Raw genomic sequence first — 22,570 nt, forward strand, 5'->3', positions numbered from 1 at the left:
GGTACTGTTGCCCGGCTTAGTGCTGCTTTTTTGAAATGACATCGTTCATGTACTGATTCAAATCGCGAAAATCGCTGACGCTCCAGGCGTGCGGCGGGATCTTTACACCATTCTCGCGCAAGGTTTTTGGAATCAGGTCGCCGTTCGGGCGAAGGATGATCGAGGACACGATCACGCCCGGGTAATCATTCAGCCGCTTCTTGAAGGCAGGTGTTGTCAGATCAGGTGTCGGAGGATTGCTTTTATGGGCCAATGGCCCGGTTCCCTTGATATCGGGTCCGTGGCACACGGCGCATCTCTGTGAGTAGAGATTCTTTCCGTTGAGGTTGTCCGCAAAGGAAGGGCCTGTTTGAGTGAGTAGCAAAATGGCCAGTAAAGAGAAGACTGATGTTTTCATTTTTATAGGTCGATATTGATGGGTTTTGACGATGAAACGCATCGTGCGCTTCTGAACATAATTTGAGTGACGGATAGCTACCCGCCGCTGTAATGAATGAGCAGGGCGATAAAAACCACAAAAGGTGTGTACAGCACCAAACCGCCGACGGCGAGTGCCCAGCCCCAGGCAAAACCGCTTTCACCCTTGAAACGGCCGCCACTCAGCAGGCGCAGCACGAAAACGCCAACCTTGTAAGCCAATACGTTGAACAGGAAGTCCACGATGAAATCCATTTTTGGTCCAGTGCCTCCCTGGGTGCTCATATTTTTACAATCTCTCTCACAGACCAATTCGTCATTGCTGTCATAGCAGATAACTCCCGCTTTTGGTCCACTTCGGGCGGTGCCGACCGGCAGTGTTGGGTTGTTTTCTTCTGTCTCGCGGCGGGCAGAAGATGGCCGATAGCAGTCCACACTCATTAGCCCTTTGCAGGCATTTAGTCACCCGACTTGCCAGCGCAATGCCACGGAACTTCTTGGAACGCCCCGCTGGTGGTCAGTATTGAGCCGAGCTCATAAATGAGTTGCCTATTGAGAGTGGCATTATCGGAGCACTGGTCGGCTTCTCCGAACGTGCTCCAAGAGTCGCTATCAATTCGAACAGTTCCAAACTTGCTTTCTAGATGGGAGTGGGATGCCCAAATGCCATGCTCAGTGGTGCTGACTGAGAACCCCAATGGCGCCAGTACCAGGCGGAGCGCCTCCTGGAACCCAATATCCGATGGCTGTGGATAGAACTCAATTAGCAGTTTGTTGCTGCCATAGCCTTGTCTAATCGCGAAAGCGTACATGACCGTCCTCTTGAAGTATTTCGAGCACGTTGCACCGTCTGGAGTGAAAAAAAGGGGCATGATTTGTTATTTGAAAAAAAGCCAGTTCCCTTTTAAGTGCTTATTCCGACTCACTCAGCACGCTGTGCCCCAAACAGAACGGGAACCGCATCCAGAAAATGAAATAACTCGGGCACCTTGGTGTTCAAGCTTCGCGAACCATCATCTTCCTCACTGATTGCGAAGTTGCCACTTTCGAGCTGATCAACCAGCCATTCCATAAACGTAGCGACGGAGGTAGCCACAACGTATTTATCCTCTTCGTCACTGCCAAAGTTGATGACCTGACCCACGGTTCCGCGCGCTCCTGGGTCCAGATCAACGCCGAGATGGTTGCCACAGTAGTCGTAGGCGAAGGGAATCCAGTATCGGTTGGCGTACAACGCCTGGACAGCGTCGGGCGTTCCAGACGTGCAGAAGGCGCTCCCCTCGGTCATTTCCTCGGGCGACCACTCATCGATAATGTCTTTCCAGGATTCCCAATTCTCCCTGGCCTTTGCCAGCGACAGAAACTCAAGACCATAGAAAAGGCCTGAATTCGTAGCACCGCGTTGCCCGTCATGCCACTTGTAGAGATCCTTCAGGCTGTCTGGAAAAGGCCTGCCAACCAGGCTTTCGAACTCGGCGATTGCAGCGTCCGAACATCCCGGCGCCAAATCTTCACGTATTTCAGGAATATTGGTTTCCAACCATTTTTCAAGTCGTTCCATCACTGCTTTCATTGAAGCTTCCCGGCATAAAAACGTGCACGCTAACGTAGCTTGAGGCTTTGTGAAAGGCCGGAACATCCATCGGATGCCCGGGCAATTCCTCGTGCTCCGTCAAATGCTCAACAACGCTTTGGCGAATTGACTGACCTGCTCAGGCGTCACTAAAAAAGAGCCATTCATCTGCCAATCGCAGGCGTCATCGGACGTGGAGCCCAGGTACACACGCAAGTAAATGAACCCGGGAAAGAATGGGTCCAAAGTGGCGGACAAAGAAAAGTCCTGGCTTTCAGAAAGCCAATCTTGATCGACCCCCACCTTAATCTGCGCAACCGACGCAAAAAACGCGTCAAGCGGCTGCTGGATATCCGCAGAAAATTTCTCCGACGTTATTTCTGCCTGCATCGCAGTGCCAGTGAGGCGAACCTGAATACAGCCCGACCGACCGCGTGGGCATGGCAGGATGGTCATCGTCAGCCCATCGTGTTGACTTAATTCTGCTGGCATTGCTTCTCCGTTATTGCCGTTCAATCCAGGATTTTACTGAGCATACTTTCCTTGGAATTCGTGAACTCGCTTGCTGAAAAGTAAATAGTGAGCGCCGCGCGCCAGAAGCACTGCAGCAGCAATCAAGACAGCGCTCATATAGATGCTGCTATCGCTGATTTCTATGGCAGCGCCGAGAGAGCCCTGAGCCGCAATGGCGCAGATGATCGCCAGAATATTGCAAGCAATCACACTTCCGTAGAAAGCAAAAAGCGAAACAGTCAATGAAAATGCGACATAGCCCAGATTGTTTGGTGTAGGCCCAAACAGGATTGGCCATACAGAATAGGCGACATACAAAGTGATAATGAGCGCAAGAAAGGCGGGTGGCTTTTTCATGTCTGGATTAGCTTTCGTCCGAGTTGAAGGCTGGCAAAAAACGCCGGAATACTAGCCATATTTTCAGCCGCTGTCGTTACGCGTTCCAACCGATCTTGTTCCAGAACGCCTCGTCCGATACCTGTCAATTGAAGGGCGCTCACGCTATCGTGGCTCCGAACAATCAACCAAAAGGCTACAACAGGATGAAGCCCCTGGACCTGACGCGTTTCGACCTCAACCTGTTGGTGGTGCTCGAGGCGCTTTGGGCCGAAAGACATGTCGGTCGCGCCGCCGAACGATTGCATCTGTCCCAGTCCGCCACCAGCCACGCCTTGTCGAGGTTGCGTACCGCTTTCGATGATCAGCTGTTTATCCGTCACCCCCGAGGCATTGCCCCGACGCCGCTGGCCACGGAGCTAATGCCGAGAGTCGCGGCGGTGCTTGAGTCGGTCAGGCTTGTCGCCAGTCCTCGTGGCTCGTTCGATCCCAGCCGTTTACAAACCGAACTCAACGTGGCGGCCACCGATCACGCGGTGTTGACCGTCATTGCCCCGGCACTGGCCCGGATTCAGGCCGCCGCGCCCGACGTGGTGCTGAAACTCAGGCCGGCCGATGGCGAATCCGCTCTGCGCCAACTGGACGCCGGCGAGCTGGACATTGTGCTGGGCTCGGGTTCTTTCGCCCAGATTCCACAACGTTTTGATTGTCAGCTCGTCCATCAGGAACGTTTCGTCGGCATCGCGCGCAAGGGCCACCCGGCGCTGGTCAAGCGCGGCAAGAAGTTGCACATGGAACTGGATGACTTCGTGCGCCTGCCGCACATCTTGGTTTCGCCACGCGGCGATGCTCGGGGCGCCGTCGACGAGGCGCTGGAGAGCCTCGGTCGGACTCGCAAGGTGAGCGTCACTTGCCCGAGTTTTCTGGCCGTTCCGTTCATGATCGGCGCGTCGCAATCCATCGCCGTGGTGGCCGAGCGCGTCGCCTTGCAGTTGCAAGAAACCGCACAACTGAGCCTGTTCGAACTGCCCTTGGCGCTCCCCACCTGGGAGGTGCTCGTTGTTCGAGCACGAGGGCGCGCCAACGAGCCCGCCATCGAGTGGATCACGAACATGATGATCGCCGACTGAGGCTTTATGAATCTGGTGCATCAACAGGCTGTGTAAAAGCCATTGGATCGCCTGCGTCGGTCTTCCTAGAGTTCGGTTGTCGTTCATTCAACCCGCCAGGAATACCCCATGCGCACAGAGCCCACTTTGGTCATGATCCCGTGCTTCGCCGGGGCCCCGTGGCAACTGAACCAGTTGACCCACTTGCAGCACCGACCCATGCGTACCCTGCGTTTGCCGGACGACGTGTGTGAGCTGGAAGCGTTGGCCAACGTCATCACCGACCAGGTGAAAGACCTCGAAAACTACGTGCTGGTGGGTGATTCCTACGGCGCAGTGTCCTCGATCGCAGTGGGGGCTCGGCAGCCGAAAGGCCTCAGAGGGTTGGTGCTCTCCGGCGGTTTCGCCAGGAGCCCGATCACCTCGCCCTGGCTCAAGACCCTGGCAGCCCTTGCACCCTTTTTCCCTGGCCCGTTCTACCGGCAGATGACCCTGCGCATTCACGCCGCGCAATTGGCGTCGGCGTTCGACAGGGAAGGGGAGATCCCCTGGTCAACCGACAAGAGCCGCGCCTTCTTCATCAAGGAAACGTCTCACAAGGCCTACATCAACCGCATGCGCTCGATCGAGAAAACGGACTACACGGCGCTGCTGAAAAAGATCGACGTGCCCACACTGATTCTCACGCCCGAGGAAGACAAACTGATCGGCAAAGACGCCGCAGGCGTGCTCCTCAACGGCATCAAGGGTTCACAGGAAGTCATCCTGCTGCGCACCGGGCATATGTTCAGGTTTTCGCATCCGGGGGCGTATTCGCTGGAGATCAAAAGGTTTCTGGAGCGGGTGTCACTTTAGGTTCATGCAGCAAGACATGATCCGAGTGCCAGAGCAAAGGATGCCCCGAGCTTACCGACCGTGAGGTATGGCCCGCTGCAACCTGCCGCTCAAACGCAAGCCATCGCGCACATTCAGCCCCATCAGCGTGAGATTGACGGCCCCTGCGATGAGTTCGATGACCTGTACGATGTAAAACCACATGTCGAATCTTCCAGTGGCCGCCCATAGGTTGAGCGCAATTGCGCACGGTACAAGCACCAACAGGCCATTGGCGGAAATGAACGGCATACGTTTCTTCTTTGCGCCCACCAGGCGTCCTTGCCGTGATCGGCTCAGCAGCATTCCGCTCGCCCCGGCCAGCACCATCGTCGGGATCAGCACCCAAAGTCCGGGGCTGACGATCAGGTGCTTGAGCTGGGCGATCGACTGCCGGGCTCCCATGGTTTCGACAAGAATCGTCGATAGAAAGAAAGTGGCGATGCAAAACAGTGCCAGCATGCTGGCGGTCAAGTGGAGTCGTTTCAGCATTTATCGAATACCGTCAGTCAATTGGGCGTTACTCAAGCGGTACAGATGTTCGGCACCGCGACCTTGGTAAACAGATGCGGCATGGCCATGGCGCTGGAGGGGTAACGGTTCAGCTAGAAAGCATGATGACCTCCAGTTTGTAAACATGATGACAATGTGGTGCGAGGTGTCGAAACTCTAGTTAATTGACACCATGGTGTCAATATGGAAAGGTTCGCACCATGAAGAAGCCAAACCACACCCCCGCTGGGCGCGCGATGACGGATCTGGTCCTTGAACTCTTTCGAGCAAGTGCACGAATGATCACGGCAGGCGATCGCCTCGTAGCAGAAATAGGTCTCACAAGTGCCCGCTGGCAGCTCCTGGGAACGATTGTCAATGCCGATCGGGCGCAACCCGTCTCATGGATTGCTCGCGACATGGGCGCGAATCGCCAGAACGTTCAGCGGATCGTCAACGATCTCGTGAAGGATGGGCTGCTGGAATTTCAGCCGAATCCTCACCATCGCCGAGCGCAGCTGGTTGTGCTGACGGATGCCGGAAGAGAAGCATTCGAACGTGCGATGAAACTTCAAGCGCCCTGGATCAACACACTTTCGGAGGGGCTGGACGTCGATGACATCCTGACGACCCACAATGTGCTGAACCAGCTCCGCAACAGGCTTGAGGAAGACCAAAGGGACTAACCCGCCGATATCTGAAACCCAATGCGGATCGATATAGCGCTGAGAGGGGACGTATCTATTTTTCCGGAAATAGATACGTCCCCTTTTTACTATGCGGCACTTGCCGACAACAACTGTGCGCCTTTGCCAACTCAAGCAGTCAGCGAACATCCAGAAAACGATGACGAGATTGGCCAGCAGAGAAGCAAATCAAAGCCTTGGTCGCGCCGCATCACACCGCGTTTATCCCGCGTCAACTGATCGCACGTTGACACTATAAAGCCATCTCCTATTGTTCTCCGCAGACCGCATCCAGGGACCGGATGAGCCGGACAGCCTTTGCGGGCGCGGTCGTTTATGCCATTCCCACAAGGAGCAGCAAAATGTCCAGTGCGACCCAAACCTTTGACGTGCTCGTGAACGTCGATGCCGATTACCTATTGGACCATCCCGGCAATGTGGCCGGCGCAATTTCCATGCTGGTAACGCGCTCTGCCATCGACAGCCATGCCAGCGGTGACACCGGCGAAGGCGGCAGCGAGTTGTGGTTCGATGTCAACTCCGGCGACAACATCCGTTGGCGCGCCACGACACTCTCGCGCAACTTCGATCGCATCGCCGTCATTAAAAGCATCCAGAGCGGCGGCAGCAATGGCGGCGAGTACCCGGGCACCATGTCGCAACCGCAGTCCTACAACCTCCCTGGAGTGGTGGCCTATCTGAACAATGGCGTCGCCGGCGGCCTTTCCAAAACCGATGTGGTCTACACCTTGTGGCAATCCATTGCGCAGAAGCCGGGAAAACTCTGGTACACCATTACCTTCGCCCTGTACGACCGTGATCTGAACCAGATTGGCTCGAACTTCAACTGGGACCCCTACATTACCGTCAATAACAGTAACTGAACTGTGTACACAGCCCGGCCCGATACTCTTCGTCAGTGACGAAGGTATCTGGCCGGGATTTTTATTGACTTTCGTTAGTCTCGTTCAGGAAGTGTTGGGGAGCGTGCTGCTTGAATAGTCCATGTCATGGGCTAGGCTCAAAATCAACTTTCCAGAGCGCAAGACTTCACTTTCAGCGTTAGCGCGCATTCCGGACTGGAGCCAAAAAGAACAACTTCACTAAAGGGTTACCGATGGATCGATATGATGCCCCGCTTGTTGTAGAGCGCACTTGGCGGGCAGGCATGTTGAAGGGATTGATTACAAGAAATCCATGCCTGAGCATTTTCTTCATGACACTGGCCGTGTTCATGGTGTTGCAGTACAAACCCGCTGTCCTCAACTACACAACCCGCTTTGTCGACTTCGCCGATTACATGCTGGCGAATGGCGTCACGCTGTTTCCCATTGCCGACGACCTCAAACCGTATCCCGACTATACGGTCCTTAACACTTTACTGGTCTATCTGGCTTCCTTGCCGTTTGGGCGCGTCTCCATACTTTCAATGGGCCTGCCTTCCTGCATTGCCGCCTCCCTGATGCTGGTGTTCATTTATCGGCTCGGGGCGTTGCACAGCAAGAAGTGGGGCGCATACGGCGTTCTTTTCAGCCTGTTGACCTGGGCCTTTCTGGATGGCGTGAACTCACTGGCACTTGATATCTATCCGGCCCTGTTCACGTTGATCTGCTTCTACGTTGCCTATTCGGCCGAGTTGAAAAAAGACCCACGGCGCCTGGTGTTTCTGTTCGTGGGGCTGGCGCTGGGCTTTGCGTTTCGTGGGCCTATCGGTTTGATCGGGCCCGCCTGTGTCATCGGGGCTTATTACTTCCTGAGCCGCCAATGGCGCATGTTGCTGCTGTTTTCATTCCTCTCGGGCCTGATTCTGGCCGCCGGGGTTGTGCTGCTGGCATGGGCGGCGTACCTGCAAGGGGGGCAAGCGTTTCTCGAAGACGTGCTGAACATGCAGGGCATCGGGCGCTTCGGTTCCGACCACGCACCGCGCTATTACTTCTACTTCTCCGCAGGCCTGTTTACTTACGGTTTCACGGTGTTTTACGCCATCAGCGTGATTCTGAAGAAGTACAAACTATTCTTCAGCTCGACCCGCGATAAAGACATCGACCTGCTGCTCTACTTAACAGGGTGGCTGCTGGTACTGCTTGTACTGTTCACCATTCCAAGCTCCAAGAAAGCACGCTACATACTGGCAATCACCCCGGCCATTTCCTTGTTGGCCGCCTACCTCTTTGTCAGCCATGAAGCAGCATTCGTGCGCGCCAAAAACGGCTTGATGCAGTTCTGTCTCAAGTTGCCGGCGCTGGGATTGGGCCTGCTGTTGTCGGTGCTGGTGTACAACTACTTCGCCGAAGTCCCGTTGCAGCCCAACTACCTGGGCGCAGGCCTTGGACTGTTTGCGCTGTTGAGCTTCTACCATGCCAAACGCGAGTACTTCGCCGAGCATCGCTACCGTGAGTTCATGACGCTGTCGTTTGGGGTAGGGGCCTTTCTGATACTGGATATGTTCTTCTTCAACCCCATCACCTACCACCTGGAACTCATGATCGAGCCCACGCCGAAGTTTTTGCCGTATTGGTTTTGGTGAAGCGCTGGGCGTGTCCCAGCCAGTACCCTGCGATAAAATTGTACATTTCATTATTCTTGTACAAGAATTCAGGTCTCCCTTCTTGAAAAACGTTGCGTGGATTTAATCCACGAAATCGTCGGGCCTTCACGCTCCCCGTCAACTGGAACCTGATTGATGAATACGACTCGCCGATTGTGCCTCGTCCTGGGCGACCAATTATCTTTCGATCTCGCCTCTCTGCAGGGGCTGGATCAAGAGCGCGATACGGTGCTCCTAGTCGAGGTGATGGAAGAGGCCAGCCATGTTCCTCATCATCCGCAAAAGATCGTCCTGATTTTCAGCGCCATGCGTCACTTCGCCGAAGCGTTGCGGCAGAGGGGAATCCGGGTGCAATACGTAACGCTCGATGATCCGGAAAATACCGGCTCCGTGCCGAGCGAAATACACCGCTGGCAGTCACGCCTGCAACCGGATGAACTGCACATCACGGAGTGCGGTGACTGGCGACTGGAGCATTCAATCAGGGACTGTGGCTTGGCGATCAAGTGGCATTCCGATAGCCGCTTTCTTTGCACGCGTGCCGATTTCTCTCACTGGGCGCAGGGCAAAAAACAGCTGCGCATGGAGTTCTTTTATCGAGAGATGCGCCGCAAGAGCAGGTTGTTGCTCAATGGCGACGGCACCCCGGTCGGAGGCGCCTGGAACTTCGATGCGGAAAACCGTAAAGCCTTGCCCAAGGGTGTCAGGCCGCCTTCGCCCGCCCGTTTTACGCCAGACGCAATCACCCGTGATGTGCTTGCGTTAGTTGCCAAAAACTTCTCCGGTCACTATGGCGCCCTCGACACGTTCGACTATCCGGTCACCCACGCCGAAGCTCAGGCCCTGTGGGATTACTTTCTCGATTGGGGTCTGGCAGCCTTCGGCGACTATCAAGACGCCATGGCCAGCGATGAGCCGTTTCTGTTTCATGCGCGTATAAGCGCGGCACTGAATATCGGCTTACTGGATCTTCGTCAGCTTTGCAGCGATGTGGAATCTGCTTATTGGTCCGGCAGCATTGCACTCAACGCCGCCGAAGGCTTTATTCGACAACTGATCGGCTGGCGTGAGTATGTCCGAGGCGTCTACTGGCTGAAGATGCCTGATTATGCCCATGGAAATGCCTTTGGTAATACGCGGTCGCTTCCAGAGTTCTACTGGACAGGTAAAACGCAGATGAACTGCATGCGCCAGGCCATCAGCCAGAGCCTGGAACATGCCTACGCCCACCACATCCAACGACTGATGGTGACCGGCAACTTTGCACTGCTCGCCGGTATCGCACCGAGTGAAATATGTGAGTGGTATCTGGCTATCTACATGGACGCCTTCGACTGGGTGGAATTACCCAATACACTGGGCATGGTCATGCACGCCGATGGCGGCTATCTCGGTTCCAAACCCTATTGTGCGAGCGGCCAATACATCAAGCGCATGTCCGACTACTGCCGTGGCTGCGCCTACAAAGTGAGCAAAAGCACCACCGACGACGCTTGTCCTTTCAACTCGCTCTACTGGCACTTTCTAATGCGTCACGGCGACCGACTGCGCGGCAATCAACGCATGAGCATCATCTACAAAAACCTCGACCGCATGCCCGAATCCAGACAACAGGCGCTTTGGCAACGCGGCGAGTGGTTGCTCAACCGATTAGACGATGGTGAGTCGTTGTGAAAAAAAGCGAGCTCCCCGTCAAAACCTGCGCGACCTGCGGTCTTCCATTCACATGGAGGAAGAAATGGGCTCGCTGTTGGGAGGACGTGCGCTACTGCTCGGAGCGTTGCCGGCGTAGTAAATCAAGACACCCACCTATATGACAATTTCAGCAAACGGAGCCAAGCAACATGGACGTCATCAATCAATTGCAGCCCGAAGAGTGCGCCGGCATGGAGGATATCCGACGCGAAATCGATGCCCTTGATCAGGCTGTTATCAAGCTGTTGGGCAAGCGCTTTCAATACGTACTGGCGGCCTCGAAATACAAGACCTCAGCAACTTCCGTGCGTGCCCCGGAGCGTTTCAAGGCCATGTTGGCAACACGACGCGAGTGGGCCGAGGCTGAGGGCCTGAGCCCGGATGCAGTCGAGCAGATGTACCGTGATCTGGTAAACCACTTCATTGCGGAAGAAATGAAACACTGGTTGGTCCATCGATCCGACACCTGATCCTGGTGTCCGGGCTGGCGGTCATGGTACAGCAGCAGGATTGAGGCGTTTTAAAGAGCCTCAATCCTTCTCAGGACATTTGAAACCCCAGGAATAGACCTTCATGTCTTTGACCTCTTCCCCGATAGTCGCCACACCCAGGCAGACGCCATTCCTGATGTAGTTGAAACTGCAGAATTGAAGACCAACCGTGCACGACTCGACTTCAGTGAAGCCTTTTCTCTGGAGGATGTTTTCGACCCCGTATTCACCTGTGTAGGTGGGGTTCGGCTTCCAGCCATTTTTGATCAAAGCCTTTCGGGCATTTACAAAGGGCATGTGTTCTTTGATCGGGACGTCGGTTGCGTGGGAAAGGGGGCTGATGCAGCAGAGAAGGCTGATGAGGAGTGGTTTTAGTTTCATTTGATGGTACTGACAGAGCCTCTGTGATTTTTCCCGATTGCATTCAAAGTCTGGAGGCGATTTCCTTCCAGATGTAGCCGTAGTTGTACTGCAGCCAACGAACCAGTGCCTTATCGAACTGCCGGCGGAACCAGTTACGTCTTCTCGCAGCCAGTCTTTCCTCTATTGAGGTTCTGAGTCTATCGGGATCGAATCCCGTCCATACCGGGGGCACTGCTGCCACAAGATTGGTGAAGCACACCGGTGCTACCTCTGAATAAAGGATTTCGTAAAGCGCATCAGGATCGACGCCTCTAACTTTATCCGCTACATAGTCATACTCAACCGGAAAGTCGTTGAATGGCCAGGAAAGTGCAGCTCTGACTTCGGACAGCTGCGGCTCACTCAGAAAATGTCCCAATGCGAAAACTCCTCCAGCTCTTCATCCAGTGAGTCAGCCGCTGCTTGGCCTGCAACACCACCTGCAACAGTCCCTATCAAGACGACCGCGATCGCGCAAATAGGTGCGCCAGGGCCACAAATTGCACTGATGCCTATTCCTGCGAGGATACCGCCCGCGGCACCAGCACCTACAATGATGCCTTGGCGCGCTGTTTCTTTGGCCTTGTTTTCAGCATTCAATATTTGATAGGTGGCCAGAGCGGCAGTCACGAGAATGCCAAGTTTGCCCATGATCAACATTTTTTTTGTTCCGCTCGTAAACTTGGCGTTATCTCGGCCTGCGGACTCCAAGATGGTGTAGTGCACTTTGTTCTTTTCTACCTCTGAAAGGCTGTCGTAACCTTTTTTGAATAGGGATTCAGAGTACATATCCAGTAGTGTTTTGAGGGCCTTTCCGTCTTTTTTCTTCTTTTGAACAATCGCCAATCCCTGCGCGGAGGTGAGTTTGCGATGTTCCATCATGATCTTGTTGCGCATTTCATGGCTGAATTTCACACCCTCTTGCGCCGTAATCTTCCCGGCTTTTACATCCTCCAAGGTTTGCTGAGACATACGCTTGATGTTCTTGAGATAGTTCGCCCTGACCTTTTCATCAGAGATTGCATCCAGCGAGAACCTCAGGGCAGCACCTTCCATAAGCTCTAACGCCCTGTCGAGGGGGGAGTCTTTCAAGGCGTGTTCGCGTTGAACAACATAGCTGCCAGTGACGATGTACGGCTCTGTCATAGGACGTTCCTTATCCTAAAATTTTGTTCAATAAACTATCGGTGAGGGAGGGGGAGTCGGCAGGCGGTTCATCGTCGAATTTCAGCATGAGGCAGGTTTTGCCTGATGGGTTCGAGAATTTGACGGCATTGTCTTTGTTGAACACGCCCGGAAGGGTTGAACCATCCTCAAAGTGAGCAGTGCAGGATAAACCTTCATAGCTTTCGTCCGCAGGAATTCTAAAACCAATCCACTTTGGCTGGCCGGGCAGGAGCGTTGGAGGAATGAATTCGCAAGGTGTGTGCGAGTCGCCAATAATCACCGTCCCCGACCCACCGATGACAATGCTGCCATGGGTTCCGCCGGTATCGATGGTCGCGGCATTCTTGCCATTGATGAAAACGGTTGAAGACAGACCTGAGGACAGTGCGCTGCCACAAGTGCAAGTGTCACCTTGGCGTGCGGCGGGTAGGCCGTCGAAAAATACGTCGGGAGAACCTGTTGCGATGGGGTTGGTGCCATGTCCGGGTAAGGGACAACTCGATGGATCACTCTTCCGTGCCGCTGCTTTAGCCATGATGACCTCCTGTCAACAATCCTTGTGAGTGGCACAACCTATCACGAACGCAACGTCTATTAGTAACCCTCGGATATGACGTCCTGTGCTTACGGGAGGTTAGTGTGGCCCCAGTATTGAACGAGCCTCACTGTAGAAGCAGCCGCGTACTGCTTCTACAGAGGCTCGAGGGTTACGCGACTTCGACGTGATCCAGCGCCTGGTTCACCGCCAGCTCGGCAATCATCACCACTTGCGCAATGCCCAGCGCCGTCTTGCGGTTCGAGGGATCGAGCAGGGCGGCGAAGTTACTGAGCATCTCGCTCGCAGAACTCAGGGTTTCACTGGCATTGGCCAGCAAGCATTCGGTGTTGTACTTCGGATTGGCCAGGTACATCCGCTCGGGCTCGTTGCAGGACGACATGACCCCGGCGGCGGGGAAGAGGTAGTGATCCAGCGCACGCTCGGCGGCGTCGTGGAGTTTTTTGGAGTTGGGGGATTCGTAGGGGGAGGTTGGGTCGGTTTCGGGCGGGTTGGGTGTTGGTTTGATCATGGTGAAACTCCTACATCGTCAAATGGGAGCCGACACTCTCGCTACCAAACGATGGGTGGCGGCCATGCTCAGGTTGGTAGACCGGGACGTAGGAACCGGCGCGCCCGAAGACGCCCTGTGCATGACCACCATGACGCGGAGCCTTTCAGACACTGCACATCATGATGCTTATGCAACCTACGATAATCCGGGGCTACCAAACCCCGTCACTGTTTTTCAGTGACCGGGGAACGATAAGACCCGCGTCGTAGACGCACAAGCCGGCGGATTCTGGCGTAGTCGTAGGCAATGACGCAAGGCGTTGTAGCCTTGGGGAAGTTACGGCGGGTTGTTTTAAACGAACCTGTTTAAGCGCTCAAAGGAGAGGGCTTATTTCCTGAAAACAGTCCGGTCCCTCATTGGCTGAAAGAGAGAGGGCGAAGTTATTTGGAGGTCGGAGACGGCGGGGTCGTGCGAGTAGTTCGCAGCAGTGAGAAGCGCTTGGCACAGAACCAAGCGCTCAGGGTAGTGCGGGGCACTCACGGCTCCACCCTGATGTTTCAGTTTTTGCTGGCGTTCAGCTTGCGCAGCTCTTCGTAGGTCGCCGACTGGACGAACCAGAAGCCGGAAATGATGCACCAGCCCAGGGTGCCGGCCACGAAGATACCCAGCGCCGGCAAGAATCCGCTGGTGAAAATCGAGACGATAGCGACCAGCCAGATGAATGCCAGGGAGAGATAGAGGACGGTGTTGTTGACGCTGATGACGAAGTCTTTCACGGGGCATATTCCTTGCGGGATGTAGAAAAAATCCCCCTCTCCGGGGGGAGGCGCAGCATGCCATCACAGTGCCTTCACTGGCCAAGAAAAGTGAACTCTTCATTTGAAAATACATCCGTCTCCTCTTTTCATTGCGAGTGTCCGCTATCGGCCAAAAAGCAGATATTAAGGGATGGGACAATCACTTCAACCTCGCGATAGACACCCTGCAAATGACTTCGTATCCTCCTCGCAGTGCTCGTTCTTATTTCCTTTGTCTATGCTGCAATTCTAACGACAGATCCGACGGGCTCCGGGTAATACGTATGGACAAGGAGCGTTATGTCACACAAGAGGCGTAAACCATTCCATATTGTGCCCCACCTAATTATTTATAAGGAAGGTCATGCGAAAAAAACAGAGGTCATTAAACCAAGTAAAAGAAGATATCTCCGTTCGGGTTTTGCGAGAAAAGCTTCCAAAAGAGTGGGTTGTACATAGCTATGGAGCTGACTACGGGATTGACTGTGTTGTTGAACTTTTCGACTTTATCGATGAGGAAAAAAATATAGCTGAAACGCTCGGCGAAAATTTCTTCGTTCAGTTAAAGTCATCCGATTGCATTGAGTACGGTACGAGAAAGGCATATGGCCGAGGAAATGTTGCTAAAGGAGCCCTAATCGAAGACAAAGACGACTGCGTTGAAATCCCGGTAGCTAAATTTCAATTGGATATGTCCGACATCCTAACCATTCAGTCAATTGGAATTGCAATTCCAGTGCTTTTGGTGTTGGTTGACACAAATTCCGAAAGGGCCTTCTTTTTATGTCTTAATGATTACATAGATAAAGTTCTTATCCCAGAGGATCCTAGTTATGCATCAAAAGGATCAAAGACAATCTACATCCCAACTGCCAATGAAATACTAGATACAGAAAATGCGCTCGTGGCATTAAGAGCGTATGGTAAACGCTCAAAAATGTATGGTGCGTTTGCTTTGTTTAACTATCAATTAAAAGAAATTTTTCGGATGCAGGGCAAAGCTGCATCCCCACATTTAATACCACTTGCGCAAGCAACGGAAATGATTAATGCCTTCGTCGATATTTCTTTACGACAAGACATATGGACAGGCCATGAATTCTGGAAGCCAGTTCTGTGGAGCCACAGTGAACTACTCACGCTTAAGGAGAAATTAAGCAGGGGTGTGAAGTCTGAAGATCATGAACAATTCTTGACTTACTGTTCGGATTATGTTTGGCATCGTTTAACGAATTTGTCCAACATGTATGAGGAGTTAGTTAGAGAGTGGTTTATGCCTACGTATCTGGCCATGCTTGCATCCTACCCCCCGAAAGAAAGTGAAGAAGTAAATGATTAAAGCATTAGCAACGCGCTCGATCATCATTTACTTCGCTCGTTGCATAAACAAAAAAGTCGATCATGCGGCCGTCGCTAAACTCTAATCGAAAACCAGCTTATACATTTCTTCAAAATTTATTTTCCCTAGATGCAGATCATTCGCACCTTCCAATATTTCGGCAGCTGAGGGTAGCCCCGAAATTAAAATAGTGCAGTTTAGGTCAAGTCGTTGGAGGAGAATGTTTAGCTCGCTTACAATGTGTTCTCGCAATAAATTTTGGGCGTACTTGAACATGGATCTTTTGTGCGTCCTGTAATACTCGCACTGTGTATCGTCGGACCAGTCTCTTCGATGCCAGTTCCAATTTGAAGTTGCTTTGTTTATATAAAGCTTCTGCAGTGCCGAATACTCATTGAAGTCAAATATTGAGGGCTCTACGCTATTCTCGAGTTCTTGCATCACGAATTGTGGGGTTGAGGCCGGCGGGATTTTTTCCAGTCGGCTTATCATTTTCCTATAGCCCTTAGCGCCTCCAAGCGCTTTCGGTATAGAGATCGACCAAATATAGCGATTACTTTGGTGTAAAATTTTTCTTCGCCATGTCTGCTGGTCGGCACGTGGGATCACCTGGAACGTATAAAATGGTAATCTGAACGTGCGCCTTGAGGATACCGGGTGAATACTGACTGATTTCTGGGTATTCACTATTTCATAGAGAGAAGATGGTGCCCAAGACAGCGCGCGAGCTATTTCTTCAATCGCTCGGCTGATGATTTCATTAAGATCACGAGCGCCCCTTTCTGAGAAGGAGGCAATTAATTCTCTGGCGGAGTTAATTTCATTTTCGGCTCCCTGGATACTTGCTGCGAAGTTTGGATGATGCCTGCTCCGACCGCCCAGCGGCATTATTCCTGTGGCAATATCCTCTCTCAGCATATGAGCGTATAGATGATGCTCTCGATGATGCGTGTTCAAAGAGTAAAAAAATGAAGCTAGCTTAGGCGTAGGATTAAAAAATTGTTTTTTCATTTTAATCACCAATGCTTTCGCTACCAGAATTTACCAAGTTGATGGTTTTTAACAAGCGTTCTTGCTTCCAGTTTAGTTTGAATGCGTTTGGCTTTATGGCATGCACGTACCAGCTAACGATAAATAAATCATAGCCGCTGGGCAGTCTCTCAAAATGCCTGAAGTCTAAAGACTGGATCAGCGCGCTGGGATGAACGAAGCGATGGGCGACACTAATTCCATGGTGCTCGATAATTTCTTCGGTTTCTAAATCTCTGAATAGATCTAAAATAACTCGCTCCCATTCATACCTTAATTCTGCTCTTAATGGCAGTCCGAAGCCATTGTTATTAAGGTTTGTAACTAAGCTCAGATAAGCCATGATGGTGTCTCTATTTGCCCCCGTAGACAATGCTGACCAAGCGGCCTTGACGGGTTTCCAGAGTGCCTTGTTACCATGGAGTTCTGACAAAAGTACAGCGTATCCGCTTAACTCAATGAGATCTAATAGGCATGCTGCAGCGGTTCGAAACGAGTCTTCTATTCCTACTGTAGTTCCGCTGGGCGGTCTAAGATTTTCAAAGCGTGTTATGCAACTGAGCATGTACGTGTGAAATATAGAGTTCGAAAGTTTATCGTCGTTCTCACATAGTGCTTGTAAAAAAGCTTCGCCGATAATAAAGGAGAATTGCCCTGGGTAGTCGGGAAAATCTTCGACCCTTTCCGAAAGTAGCAGGTCTGACTGTTGAGCAATCGACAGTATTAATTCTTTTTTGTGCTTGGCTATTTCGCTTTCAAGCTCATTGATTTTTAGCAAAGGCCATGGAAGATCGGATAAAAATCGAGATTCATTAGACGACAACCAGCTTGTATTCAACTCTTGCTGCGTGCGCTCGGCCTTATGCCAAAACTCATATTCACTACTTTGAACACATGCCTTTAGCCAACGGACCTCGTGACTGGAGAAGCTGTCTGAAAAATTTTTATAAAAGGCGCAAGATCTGCGAGGGAATGACACAATAATCTCTGCAAGACTTTTAGAAAATGCCAAGTTCAGTATGTCATTCTGGTACCAAACAGGGGATATCACCCTGCCTTCAGATCGGAATTCCATACTCAGGCGAGTAAACAACCATTCGCCTTGTTGGATCAAGTAGGTGGGTAGGTTTATGTCATAGAGAGTTTCCTTAGCGCTCCAGTTCACATTTGTTAGCGATTCTGCGAGCTTTTGTATGCTGTTATGTTCAAGATGTTTGGTTAGAGCTAATGCTATTATTATAGGCAAACTTGCAACGCTTTCTATAATCGAGAGTCTTTCAAGATCCGTTAGGTGGATACTTTTTTTGTTAGATTCGTTTATGGCTTCAATTATTGTTTTTGATGCTCTTTCAGCAAGTCCAAATGCATCACTAAAATTACCATTGGCGACGTTGACTCTGATGTATGACTCTAGGTGATTTATAAGTTGGATTGCATCTGCATGCCGGGTCTGTGTAATTGCCATTTTGATTGTTCGGAATACATCTGCGTGCAACTTTTGCTCAACCCAATGCAAGGATCTAGTCATATCTGGCTGAAGCTTTGTCCCTGTGCGGTGAGCGATCATCACTCTGTGCGCCGGTGTGGCATACCAGTCTCGATGCTTGTATTGTTGAGGATACCAGTGACTATCTGAGGGGATTTTCCTTTTCAGATTCTCGTAAGCAGTTAAGAATAGTAAAACATGGCAAGTAAGCTGTGTCAGCGGTCTACCGTTCTGATGCGTTTCCTTCATGGTAATATCAATCAGTAGCCGTAGCGTCTCAATGCTGTGGTTAGCTAACTTGTAAGCATGGTGCTGGAATGCTGATGCCGACCAGTGGGGGCTGCCAGGCATTGTAATTAGAATTGCTTTATTAAATTCTTCGTATAAGTGGTATGAAAGCGCCGTGGGATCGAAGAGGTTAAATGCTGATCTTCCTAGCTTGACGAACGCAACGATTCCGGCCCCAGCTAGGAGTGCGATGAATGGAATTGCAACTATTATTCGAGGGAGGCCAACCACTCGACAAGCAATCAAAGTTAAGCATAACAACGTGAGCATCGATAAATATCTCATGTACACACTGCCGGACCGCTCTCTGGCTAAAAGATCTCTGATGCTGCCGGGAACTTTTGCATATATGGCGCTTCCCACTGATGTCAGAGCGGCATAGTACAAGCCTATAAATACTCCGCCAATGCCGGCGACCGAGGCTAAAAATGTTACATAGTCGCCATCATCTTGTACCTTCCATCCTGCGTCATTCAATGGGGACGCGAGCAGCGTGTTAACTCCGTAAAGCCCCGCCGATATACAACACGCGATGATGAGTGAGTTTAAAGTTGCTTTTAAAGTGTAGGAAAGAGTGAGTGCGTCCAGAGCGTTTTTCTTCGCGTGATCCTTAATTGAATAACTGTTGCTCTGGAGAATAAAATGAAAACGATTGATATGCTTCCGCATTCTCCAATATGTTTTTCTGTCGAATAGCCGCTGCCCGGAAAACAAAGCCATAATGATTCCCTTCTTTCACCGGCTTCTGTGCTCGGTGCTCTTAACGTTTTTGATAGTCCAAAATCTCACGACACATTGCATGGAATATCCCATCGATGACAGTCCAGTCAACAGATAGCCATAGGTAGAGTGAATAGCCTCGGCCCCCCTAGAAGCTACCATGCCTAATTGCGAGTCCGCTTTTGGCCGGAAGCGGGCCTCGACGAATATTTGTATTAGCCGACTTCAGAGACTATCCACTTAAGCCTTAACCCACCGCCCCCGACCCCAACCACTCAACCAATCCACCCCCCACACAAGCACCAACATCGCCAATATCACCGTCCCCGCCTGCGCCTCCTGAAACAGACTCAAGCTCACATACAACATCTGCCCCAACCCCCCAGCTCCGACAAACCCCAGCACGCTGGCCATCCGAATATTGTTCTCCCACCGATACAAACAATACGCCAACAACTGCGGCGCCAGGTTCGGCAGCGTCCCATAACAAAACGCCAAAACCGGATTCCCTCCTTGCAACCGAATCGCCTCCGCCGGCTCCGGCGGCGTGTTCTCCAACGCTTCAGCAAACAACCGCCCCAACACGCCCGTGGTGTGCAGAGCCAGTGCCAGTGTCCCGGCATTCGGCCCAAGCCCGGCCGCAAGCACCATCAACGCAGCCCACACCAGTTCAGGAATGGCGCGCAGGGCATTGAGCAGCAGGCGGGCAACACTCTGAAAAAACCAGCCAAACCGGCCAGCAGCGGGGAGTGCCAATACCAGTCCCAACACGGCGGCGAGGAGGGTGCCGAGGGCGGACATGGCGAGGGTTTCCATCGAGCCGCGCAGAATGGCGCTCAGGTAGCCGGGGCTGAGGTCGGGGCTGAGAAAACGGCCTACGTACGAGCCCATCTGTTTAAGGCTGGTGGCGCTGCCGAGTTCTTCCAGGTCGAGGCCGAGGTAGGCGAACGAGGCGATGACAGCGGCGACGATGGCGATGATCAGCAACGGATTGATCAGGCGTTTCATGCCAGCCTCCAGCGCAGCAGGCGGCTGAGTTGGTCGGCGCCGAGGACGAGGAGGAGGAAGGTCAGGAGCATACTGGCGACTTCGCCGCCGGCGAACATGCGGATCGACAGGTCGATCTGTTGGCCGAGGCCGCCGGCGCCGACGAAGCCCATCACGACCGAGGCGCGGATGGCGCATTCCCAGCGGTAGACGGTGTAGGAGAGCAGCTCCGCCGCGACGTTGGGCAGTACGCCGTAGGCGAAACTGGCCAGGCGTCCGCTGCCGGCCTGGAGCAGGGCGTGGGCCGGGCGTTGGTCGGTGGATTCGAAGATTTCGGCGTAGACCTTACCGAGCATGCCGCTGTAGGTGATCGCGATCGCCAGTACGCCCGCTGCCGGGCCGAGACCGACGGCGCGCACGAACAGCAGCGCCCAGACGATTTCCGGCACGCTGCGCAGGAAGATCAGCAGCCCGCGCACCGGCCAGCGCAGCAGGCGGCCCAACAGGCTCGGGCGGCCGCTGCGTGACGCGGCGGACAATGATAAGGCGCGGCTGGCGAGCAGGCTGGCCGGCACCGCCAACAACAGGGCCATGGCCATGCCGGCGGTGGCGATGGCCAGGGTTTGCAGGGTGGCTTTGAGCAGTAGTTGAAGAAACTCCCGATCATGTTCCGGAGGCCAGAATGTCGAGACAAACCGGCCGATTTCGTTCTGATTGTCGGCACGCAACAGCACACCCACATCCAGTTCGCTGAGCTGAATCCCCGGCCACAGCAAGGCAATCGCCAGCACGGTCAGCAGCAGCCGTGGCAGTGCGGCGGGGTCGCGGGTGTCGGCGCTCAGCATCGGGGAATCTGCACAACCAGCGGCGGCACGGTCGGCGCCGGGGATTGCAGTTGTTCGTTGGCGTAGAGGGTGTCGAGCATCTCGCGGCTGACCTGCGCGGACGGGCAGTCGAAGAGGATTTGCCCCTCGCGCAAACCGATGATGCGCGGGAAGTGCGCCAGCGCCAGTTCCACCGCATGCAGGCTCGCGACCAGCGTGACGTTGTGCTCCCGGGCATGGCGCGACAGGATCGACAGCGTGTGCCCGGCCAGCACCGGGTCCATGGCCGAGACCGGCTCGTCAGCCAGCAACACCTCCGGTGCCTGATACAAAACACGGGCAATGCCGACCCGTTGCAATTGCCCGCCGGACAGTTGCCGGCATTGGCTGAAGAGTTTGTCCGCCAGATCCAGTCGCGCCAATGCCGTGCGAGCGCCGGGCACGTCGAGCGGATGCAGCAGGTTGATCAGGCTTTTGCCCAGGCTCCATTGTCCGAGTTTGCCGGCCAGCACCGCCGTCACCACCCGTTGCCGGGGCGGCAGGGGTGGCGCCTGATGGATCAGGCCGATGCGTGCGCGCAGGCGTTGTCGCTGGTGGGCGGACAAGTGCCAGGCGCGCTCGCCCAGCACTTCGATGTCGCCGCTGCTGGGGCGAATGGCGGTGGCCAGCAGATTCAGCAGACTCGATTTGCCGGCGCCGGACGGGCCGATGATCGCCACCTGTTCGCCGGCCTCGATCTGCAAATCCACGCCGCGCAGGGCTTCGACGCCATGGGTGTGGCGCAGAAAACCCTGCTGGAGGCGCAAGGTCATTTCAGCAATTCGGCGGCGCGGGCGGCTTCCTCGATGCCTTTGTAGTTGTCCGGGCTGGTGGCGATGAAGCGACTGGCGGCTTGCAGGTCGAGGATTTTCTTCTGCTCGGGGTTGGCCGGGTCGAGGTCGAGGAAGGCCTGTTTGATCTTCGCCGCCAGCGCCGGGTCGAGGGTGCCGCGCACGGTCCAGTTGTAATCGAAGTAGGTCGGGGTGGTGGCAAAGACCTTGACCTTGTTGGTGTCGACCTTGCCGGCGTCCACCAGTTTCTGCCAGACGCTGGCGTTCAGTACACCGGCGTCGACCTTGCCGGCCTGCACCCAGGCGACGGTGGCGTCGTGGGCGCCGGAGTAGCCGACGCGGCTGAAATAGGTTTCCGGTTTGATGCCGTCCTTGAGCATGAAATAGCGCGGCATCAGGCTGCCGGACGTCGACGACACCGAACCGAAGGCGAAGGTTTTGCCTTTCAGGTCGGCGAGGCTTTTGACGTTCGGGTCGGCGGTGATGAATTTGCTGGTGAACTGCGCATCTTGCTCGCGCTGGACCAATGGGATGACCTTGGGATCACTTTTCAGCTGTGCCTGGACAAAGGTGAAACCGCCGAGCCACGCCATGTCGAGACGGTTGGTGGCCAACGCTTCGACCACCGCCGGGTAGTCGGCCACCGGCACAAACTCGACTTTCATGCCCAGTTTCTGCTCCAGATAAGCCCCCAGCGGCTCGAACTTGCGCAGCAGCTCGGTCGGGGCTTCGTCGGGAATCGCGCTGACCTTCAACACATCTGCGGCGTGCGCCAGCACGGCGGACAGGGACAGGGCCAAACCAGCGGTCAGTGCCAGGGTTCGCTTGAGCATGGAGTTCTCCGTTTCGTGGTCGTCTGGATCGATGCGCGGGTGATGACATTCGTCATCGGGTGCAAAGTCAGGTTAGACGAAACGGC

Annotated in this window: 27 protein-coding genes; 9 read left to right on the top strand and 18 right to left on the bottom strand. The window is 53.7% G+C overall.

The genetic code is table 11. From position 1 onward, the window contains the following. Positions 1 to 16: 16 nt before the first annotated feature. The 5 genes from IF199_RS13425 to IF199_RS13445 form a co-directional block, all read right to left on the bottom strand. The gene (locus IF199_RS13425) at positions 17 to 397 is read right to left on the bottom strand and encodes a c-type cytochrome (RefSeq protein WP_096821740.1); all 381 of its coding nucleotides are present in this window, start codon (positions 395 to 397) and stop codon (positions 17 to 19) included. Positions 398 to 474: 77 nt separating this feature from the next. Further along, positions 475 to 660, bottom strand: coding sequence for a hypothetical protein (locus tag IF199_RS13430; RefSeq protein WP_244142469.1), 186 nt, complete (start codon positions 658 to 660; stop codon positions 475 to 477). A 679-nt stretch (positions 661 to 1,339) separates the two neighbouring features. Continuing rightward, positions 1,340 to 1,990, bottom strand: coding sequence for an SMI1/KNR4 family protein (locus IF199_RS13435; protein ID WP_192560713.1), 651 nt, complete (start codon positions 1,988 to 1,990; stop codon positions 1,340 to 1,342). A gap of 99 nt (positions 1,991 to 2,089) precedes the next feature. Continuing rightward, on the bottom strand, positions 2,090 to 2,482 hold the full coding sequence (locus tag IF199_RS13440) for a hypothetical protein (RefSeq protein WP_096821744.1): 393 nt from the start codon (positions 2,480 to 2,482) through the stop codon (positions 2,090 to 2,092). Positions 2,483 to 2,515: 33 nt separating this feature from the next. Beyond that, positions 2,516 to 2,860, bottom strand: coding sequence for a hypothetical protein (locus tag IF199_RS13445; protein WP_192560714.1), 345 nt, complete (start codon positions 2,858 to 2,860; stop codon positions 2,516 to 2,518). A gap of 185 nt (positions 2,861 to 3,045) precedes the next feature. Between IF199_RS13445 and IF199_RS13450 the strand changes: the two genes are divergently transcribed. Both IF199_RS13450 and IF199_RS13455 read left to right on the top strand, forming a co-directional pair. Continuing rightward, positions 3,046 to 3,969, top strand: coding sequence for a LysR family transcriptional regulator (locus IF199_RS13450; RefSeq protein ID WP_192560715.1), 924 nt, complete (start codon positions 3,046 to 3,048; stop codon positions 3,967 to 3,969). A gap of 108 nt (positions 3,970 to 4,077) precedes the next feature. Next, on the top strand, positions 4,078 to 4,803 hold the full coding sequence (locus IF199_RS13455; RefSeq protein WP_192560716.1) for an alpha/beta fold hydrolase: 726 nt from the start codon (positions 4,078 to 4,080) through the stop codon (positions 4,801 to 4,803). A gap of 51 nt (positions 4,804 to 4,854) precedes the next feature. On the opposite strand, the gene IF199_RS13460 is transcribed toward IF199_RS13455, so the two are convergent. Continuing rightward, the gene (locus tag IF199_RS13460; RefSeq protein ID WP_192560717.1) at positions 4,855 to 5,313 is read right to left on the bottom strand and encodes a hypothetical protein; all 459 of its coding nucleotides are present in this window, start codon (positions 5,311 to 5,313) and stop codon (positions 4,855 to 4,857) included. Positions 5,314 to 5,534: 221 nt separating this feature from the next. On the opposite strand from IF199_RS13460, the gene IF199_RS13465 reads away from it, so the two are divergent. The 6 genes from IF199_RS13465 (at position 5,535) to IF199_RS13490 (ending at position 10,712) form a co-directional block, all read left to right on the top strand. Then, positions 5,535 to 5,999 carry a MarR family winged helix-turn-helix transcriptional regulator gene (locus IF199_RS13465; RefSeq protein WP_192560718.1) on the top strand — a complete coding sequence of 155 codons (465 nt, stop codon included), beginning with the start codon at positions 5,535 to 5,537 and terminating at the stop codon, positions 5,997 to 5,999. A 362-nt stretch (positions 6,000 to 6,361) separates the two neighbouring features. Continuing rightward, positions 6,362 to 6,883 carry an AidA/PixA family protein gene (locus IF199_RS13470; protein ID WP_096821748.1) on the top strand — a complete coding sequence of 174 codons (522 nt, stop codon included), beginning with the start codon at positions 6,362 to 6,364 and terminating at the stop codon, positions 6,881 to 6,883. 332 nt (positions 6,884 to 7,215) lie between these two features. Next, entirely contained in the window at positions 7,216 to 8,526 is a 1,311-nt protein-coding gene (locus IF199_RS13475) for a glycosyltransferase family 39 protein (protein ID WP_192560947.1), read from the top strand. A 156-nt stretch (positions 8,527 to 8,682) separates the two neighbouring features. Further along, a complete protein-coding gene (locus IF199_RS13480) occupies positions 8,683 to 10,221 on the top strand; it encodes a cryptochrome/photolyase family protein (protein WP_192560719.1) in 1,539 nt (512 codons plus the stop codon). Next, entirely contained in the window at positions 10,218 to 10,364 is a 147-nt protein-coding gene (locus tag IF199_RS13485) for a DUF2256 domain-containing protein (RefSeq protein ID WP_192560720.1), read from the top strand. The genes IF199_RS13480 and IF199_RS13485 overlap by 4 nt, the downstream gene beginning before the upstream one ends. A 27-nt stretch (positions 10,365 to 10,391) precedes the next feature. Continuing rightward, positions 10,392 to 10,712 (top strand): isochorismate lyase, encoded by a 321-nt coding sequence (locus IF199_RS13490; RefSeq protein ID WP_192560721.1) that lies wholly within the window; start codon positions 10,392 to 10,394, stop codon positions 10,710 to 10,712. A 60-nt stretch (positions 10,713 to 10,772) separates the two neighbouring features. Here the strand turns inward: IF199_RS13490 and IF199_RS13495 are convergent, their stop codons facing one another. From IF199_RS13495 to IF199_RS13520, 6 genes are all read right to left on the bottom strand, one after another. Next, positions 10,773 to 11,114 carry a hypothetical protein gene (locus tag IF199_RS13495; RefSeq protein WP_244142471.1) on the bottom strand — a complete coding sequence of 114 codons (342 nt, stop codon included), beginning with the start codon at positions 11,112 to 11,114 and terminating at the stop codon, positions 10,773 to 10,775. A gap of 43 nt (positions 11,115 to 11,157) precedes the next feature. Then, positions 11,158 to 11,514 (bottom strand): DUF7079 family protein, encoded by a 357-nt coding sequence (locus IF199_RS13500; protein WP_192560722.1) that lies wholly within the window; start codon positions 11,512 to 11,514, stop codon positions 11,158 to 11,160. Next, positions 11,499 to 12,281 (bottom strand): hypothetical protein, encoded by a 783-nt coding sequence (locus IF199_RS13505; RefSeq protein WP_192560723.1) that lies wholly within the window; start codon positions 12,279 to 12,281, stop codon positions 11,499 to 11,501. Before IF199_RS13505 ends, IF199_RS13500 begins: the two co-directional genes overlap by 16 nt. Before the next feature lie 10 nt (positions 12,282 to 12,291). Then, positions 12,292 to 12,837, bottom strand: coding sequence for a PAAR domain-containing protein (locus IF199_RS13510; protein ID WP_192560724.1), 546 nt, complete (start codon positions 12,835 to 12,837; stop codon positions 12,292 to 12,294). 172 nt (positions 12,838 to 13,009) lie between these two features. Then, a complete protein-coding gene (locus IF199_RS13515; protein ID WP_096821752.1) occupies positions 13,010 to 13,369 on the bottom strand; it encodes a DUF6124 family protein in 360 nt (119 codons plus the stop codon). 539 nt (positions 13,370 to 13,908) lie between these two features. Beyond that, on the bottom strand, positions 13,909 to 14,127 hold the full coding sequence (locus tag IF199_RS13520) for a hypothetical protein (RefSeq protein ID WP_192560725.1): 219 nt from the start codon (positions 14,125 to 14,127) through the stop codon (positions 13,909 to 13,911). Between the two features lie 385 nt (positions 14,128 to 14,512). Between IF199_RS13520 and IF199_RS13525 the strand changes: the two genes are divergently transcribed. Then, positions 14,513 to 15,487 carry a DUF4365 domain-containing protein gene (locus IF199_RS13525; RefSeq protein WP_192560726.1) on the top strand — a complete coding sequence of 325 codons (975 nt, stop codon included), beginning with the start codon at positions 14,513 to 14,515 and terminating at the stop codon, positions 15,485 to 15,487. A gap of 81 nt (positions 15,488 to 15,568) precedes the next feature. Here IF199_RS13525 and IF199_RS13530 read toward each other — a convergent pair whose 3' ends face one another. The 6 genes from IF199_RS13530 to IF199_RS13555 all read right to left on the bottom strand — a co-directional run bounded on the left by IF199_RS13530 (position 15,569) and on the right by IF199_RS13555 (position 22,484). Continuing rightward, positions 15,569 to 16,498: a hypothetical protein gene (locus tag IF199_RS13530; RefSeq protein ID WP_192560727.1), complete on the bottom strand. Its 930-nt coding sequence runs from the start codon at positions 16,496 to 16,498 to the stop codon at positions 15,569 to 15,571. 1 nt (position 16,499) lies between these two features. Beyond that, a complete protein-coding gene (locus IF199_RS13535; protein WP_192560728.1) occupies positions 16,500 to 19,010 on the bottom strand; it encodes a hypothetical protein in 2,511 nt (836 codons plus the stop codon). Between the two features lie 240 nt (positions 19,011 to 19,250). Continuing rightward, the gene (gene phnE / locus IF199_RS13540; protein WP_192560729.1) at positions 19,251 to 20,018 is read right to left on the bottom strand and encodes a phosphonate ABC transporter, permease protein PhnE; all 768 of its coding nucleotides are present in this window, start codon (positions 20,016 to 20,018) and stop codon (positions 19,251 to 19,253) included. Then, a complete protein-coding gene (locus tag IF199_RS13545; RefSeq protein WP_192560730.1) occupies positions 20,015 to 20,842 on the bottom strand; it encodes a PhnE/PtxC family ABC transporter permease in 828 nt (275 codons plus the stop codon). The genes phnE and IF199_RS13545 overlap by 4 nt, the downstream gene beginning before the upstream one ends. Beyond that, on the bottom strand, positions 20,836 to 21,633 hold the full coding sequence (locus tag IF199_RS13550) for a phosphonate ABC transporter ATP-binding protein (protein ID WP_192560731.1): 798 nt from the start codon (positions 21,631 to 21,633) through the stop codon (positions 20,836 to 20,838). The genes IF199_RS13545 and IF199_RS13550 overlap by 7 nt, the downstream gene beginning before the upstream one ends. Continuing rightward, entirely contained in the window at positions 21,630 to 22,484 is an 855-nt protein-coding gene (locus IF199_RS13555) for a putative selenate ABC transporter substrate-binding protein (protein WP_192560732.1), read from the bottom strand. The genes IF199_RS13550 and IF199_RS13555 overlap by 4 nt, the downstream gene beginning before the upstream one ends. Positions 22,485 to 22,570: the final 86 nt, after the last annotated feature.

The organism is Pseudomonas allokribbensis (assembly GCF_014863605.1).
Classification (GTDB): Bacteria; Pseudomonadota; Gammaproteobacteria; order Pseudomonadales; family Pseudomonadaceae; genus Aquipseudomonas; species Aquipseudomonas allokribbensis.

Coding starts and splice junctions, on each gene's coding strand:
- IF199_RS13425 (WP_096821740.1), bottom strand. CDS start 397: ATGAAAACATCAGTCTTCTCTTTACTGGCCATTTTGCTACTCACTCAA.
- IF199_RS13435 (WP_192560713.1), bottom strand. CDS start 1,990: ATGAAAGCAGTGATGGAACGACTTGAAAAATGGTTGGAAACCAATATT.
- IF199_RS13440 (WP_096821744.1), bottom strand. CDS start 2,482: ATGCCAGCAGAATTAAGTCAACACGATGGGCTGACGATGACCATCCTG.
- IF199_RS13445 (WP_192560714.1), bottom strand. CDS start 2,860: ATGAAAAAGCCACCCGCCTTTCTTGCGCTCATTATCACTTTGTATGTC.
- IF199_RS13450 (WP_192560715.1), top strand. CDS start 3,046: ATGAAGCCCCTGGACCTGACGCGTTTCGACCTCAACCTGTTGGTGGTG.
- IF199_RS13455 (WP_192560716.1), top strand. CDS start 4,078: ATGCGCACAGAGCCCACTTTGGTCATGATCCCGTGCTTCGCCGGGGCC.
- IF199_RS13460 (WP_192560717.1), bottom strand. CDS start 5,313: ATGCTGAAACGACTCCACTTGACCGCCAGCATGCTGGCACTGTTTTGC.
- IF199_RS13465 (WP_192560718.1), top strand. CDS start 5,535: ATGAAGAAGCCAAACCACACCCCCGCTGGGCGCGCGATGACGGATCTG.
- IF199_RS13470 (WP_096821748.1), top strand. CDS start 6,362: ATGTCCAGTGCGACCCAAACCTTTGACGTGCTCGTGAACGTCGATGCC.
- IF199_RS13475 (WP_192560947.1), top strand. CDS start 7,216: ATGACACTGGCCGTGTTCATGGTGTTGCAGTACAAACCCGCTGTCCTC.
- IF199_RS13480 (WP_192560719.1), top strand. CDS start 8,683: ATGAATACGACTCGCCGATTGTGCCTCGTCCTGGGCGACCAATTATCT.
- IF199_RS13490 (WP_192560721.1), top strand. CDS start 10,392: ATGGACGTCATCAATCAATTGCAGCCCGAAGAGTGCGCCGGCATGGAG.
- IF199_RS13495 (WP_244142471.1), bottom strand. CDS start 11,114: ATGAAACTAAAACCACTCCTCATCAGCCTTCTCTGCTGCATCAGCCCC.
- IF199_RS13505 (WP_192560723.1), bottom strand. CDS start 12,281: ATGACAGAGCCGTACATCGTCACTGGCAGCTATGTTGTTCAACGCGAA.
- IF199_RS13510 (WP_192560724.1), bottom strand. CDS start 12,837: ATGGCTAAAGCAGCGGCACGGAAGAGTGATCCATCGAGTTGTCCCTTA.
- IF199_RS13515 (WP_096821752.1), bottom strand. CDS start 13,369: ATGATCAAACCAACACCCAACCCGCCCGAAACCGACCCAACCTCCCCC.
- IF199_RS13525 (WP_192560726.1), top strand. CDS start 14,513: ATGCGAAAAAAACAGAGGTCATTAAACCAAGTAAAAGAAGATATCTCC.
- IF199_RS13530 (WP_192560727.1), bottom strand. CDS start 16,498: ATGAAAAAACAATTTTTTAATCCTACGCCTAAGCTAGCTTCATTTTTT.
- IF199_RS13535 (WP_192560728.1), bottom strand. CDS start 19,010: ATGGCTTTGTTTTCCGGGCAGCGGCTATTCGACAGAAAAACATATTGG.
- phnE (WP_192560729.1), bottom strand. CDS start 20,018: ATGAAACGCCTGATCAATCCGTTGCTGATCATCGCCATCGTCGCCGCT.
- IF199_RS13545 (WP_192560730.1), bottom strand. CDS start 20,842: ATGCTGAGCGCCGACACCCGCGACCCCGCCGCACTGCCACGGCTGCTG.
- IF199_RS13550 (WP_192560731.1), bottom strand. CDS start 21,633: ATGACCTTGCGCCTCCAGCAGGGTTTTCTGCGCCACACCCATGGCGTC.
- IF199_RS13555 (WP_192560732.1), bottom strand. CDS start 22,484: ATGCTCAAGCGAACCCTGGCACTGACCGCTGGTTTGGCCCTGTCCCTG.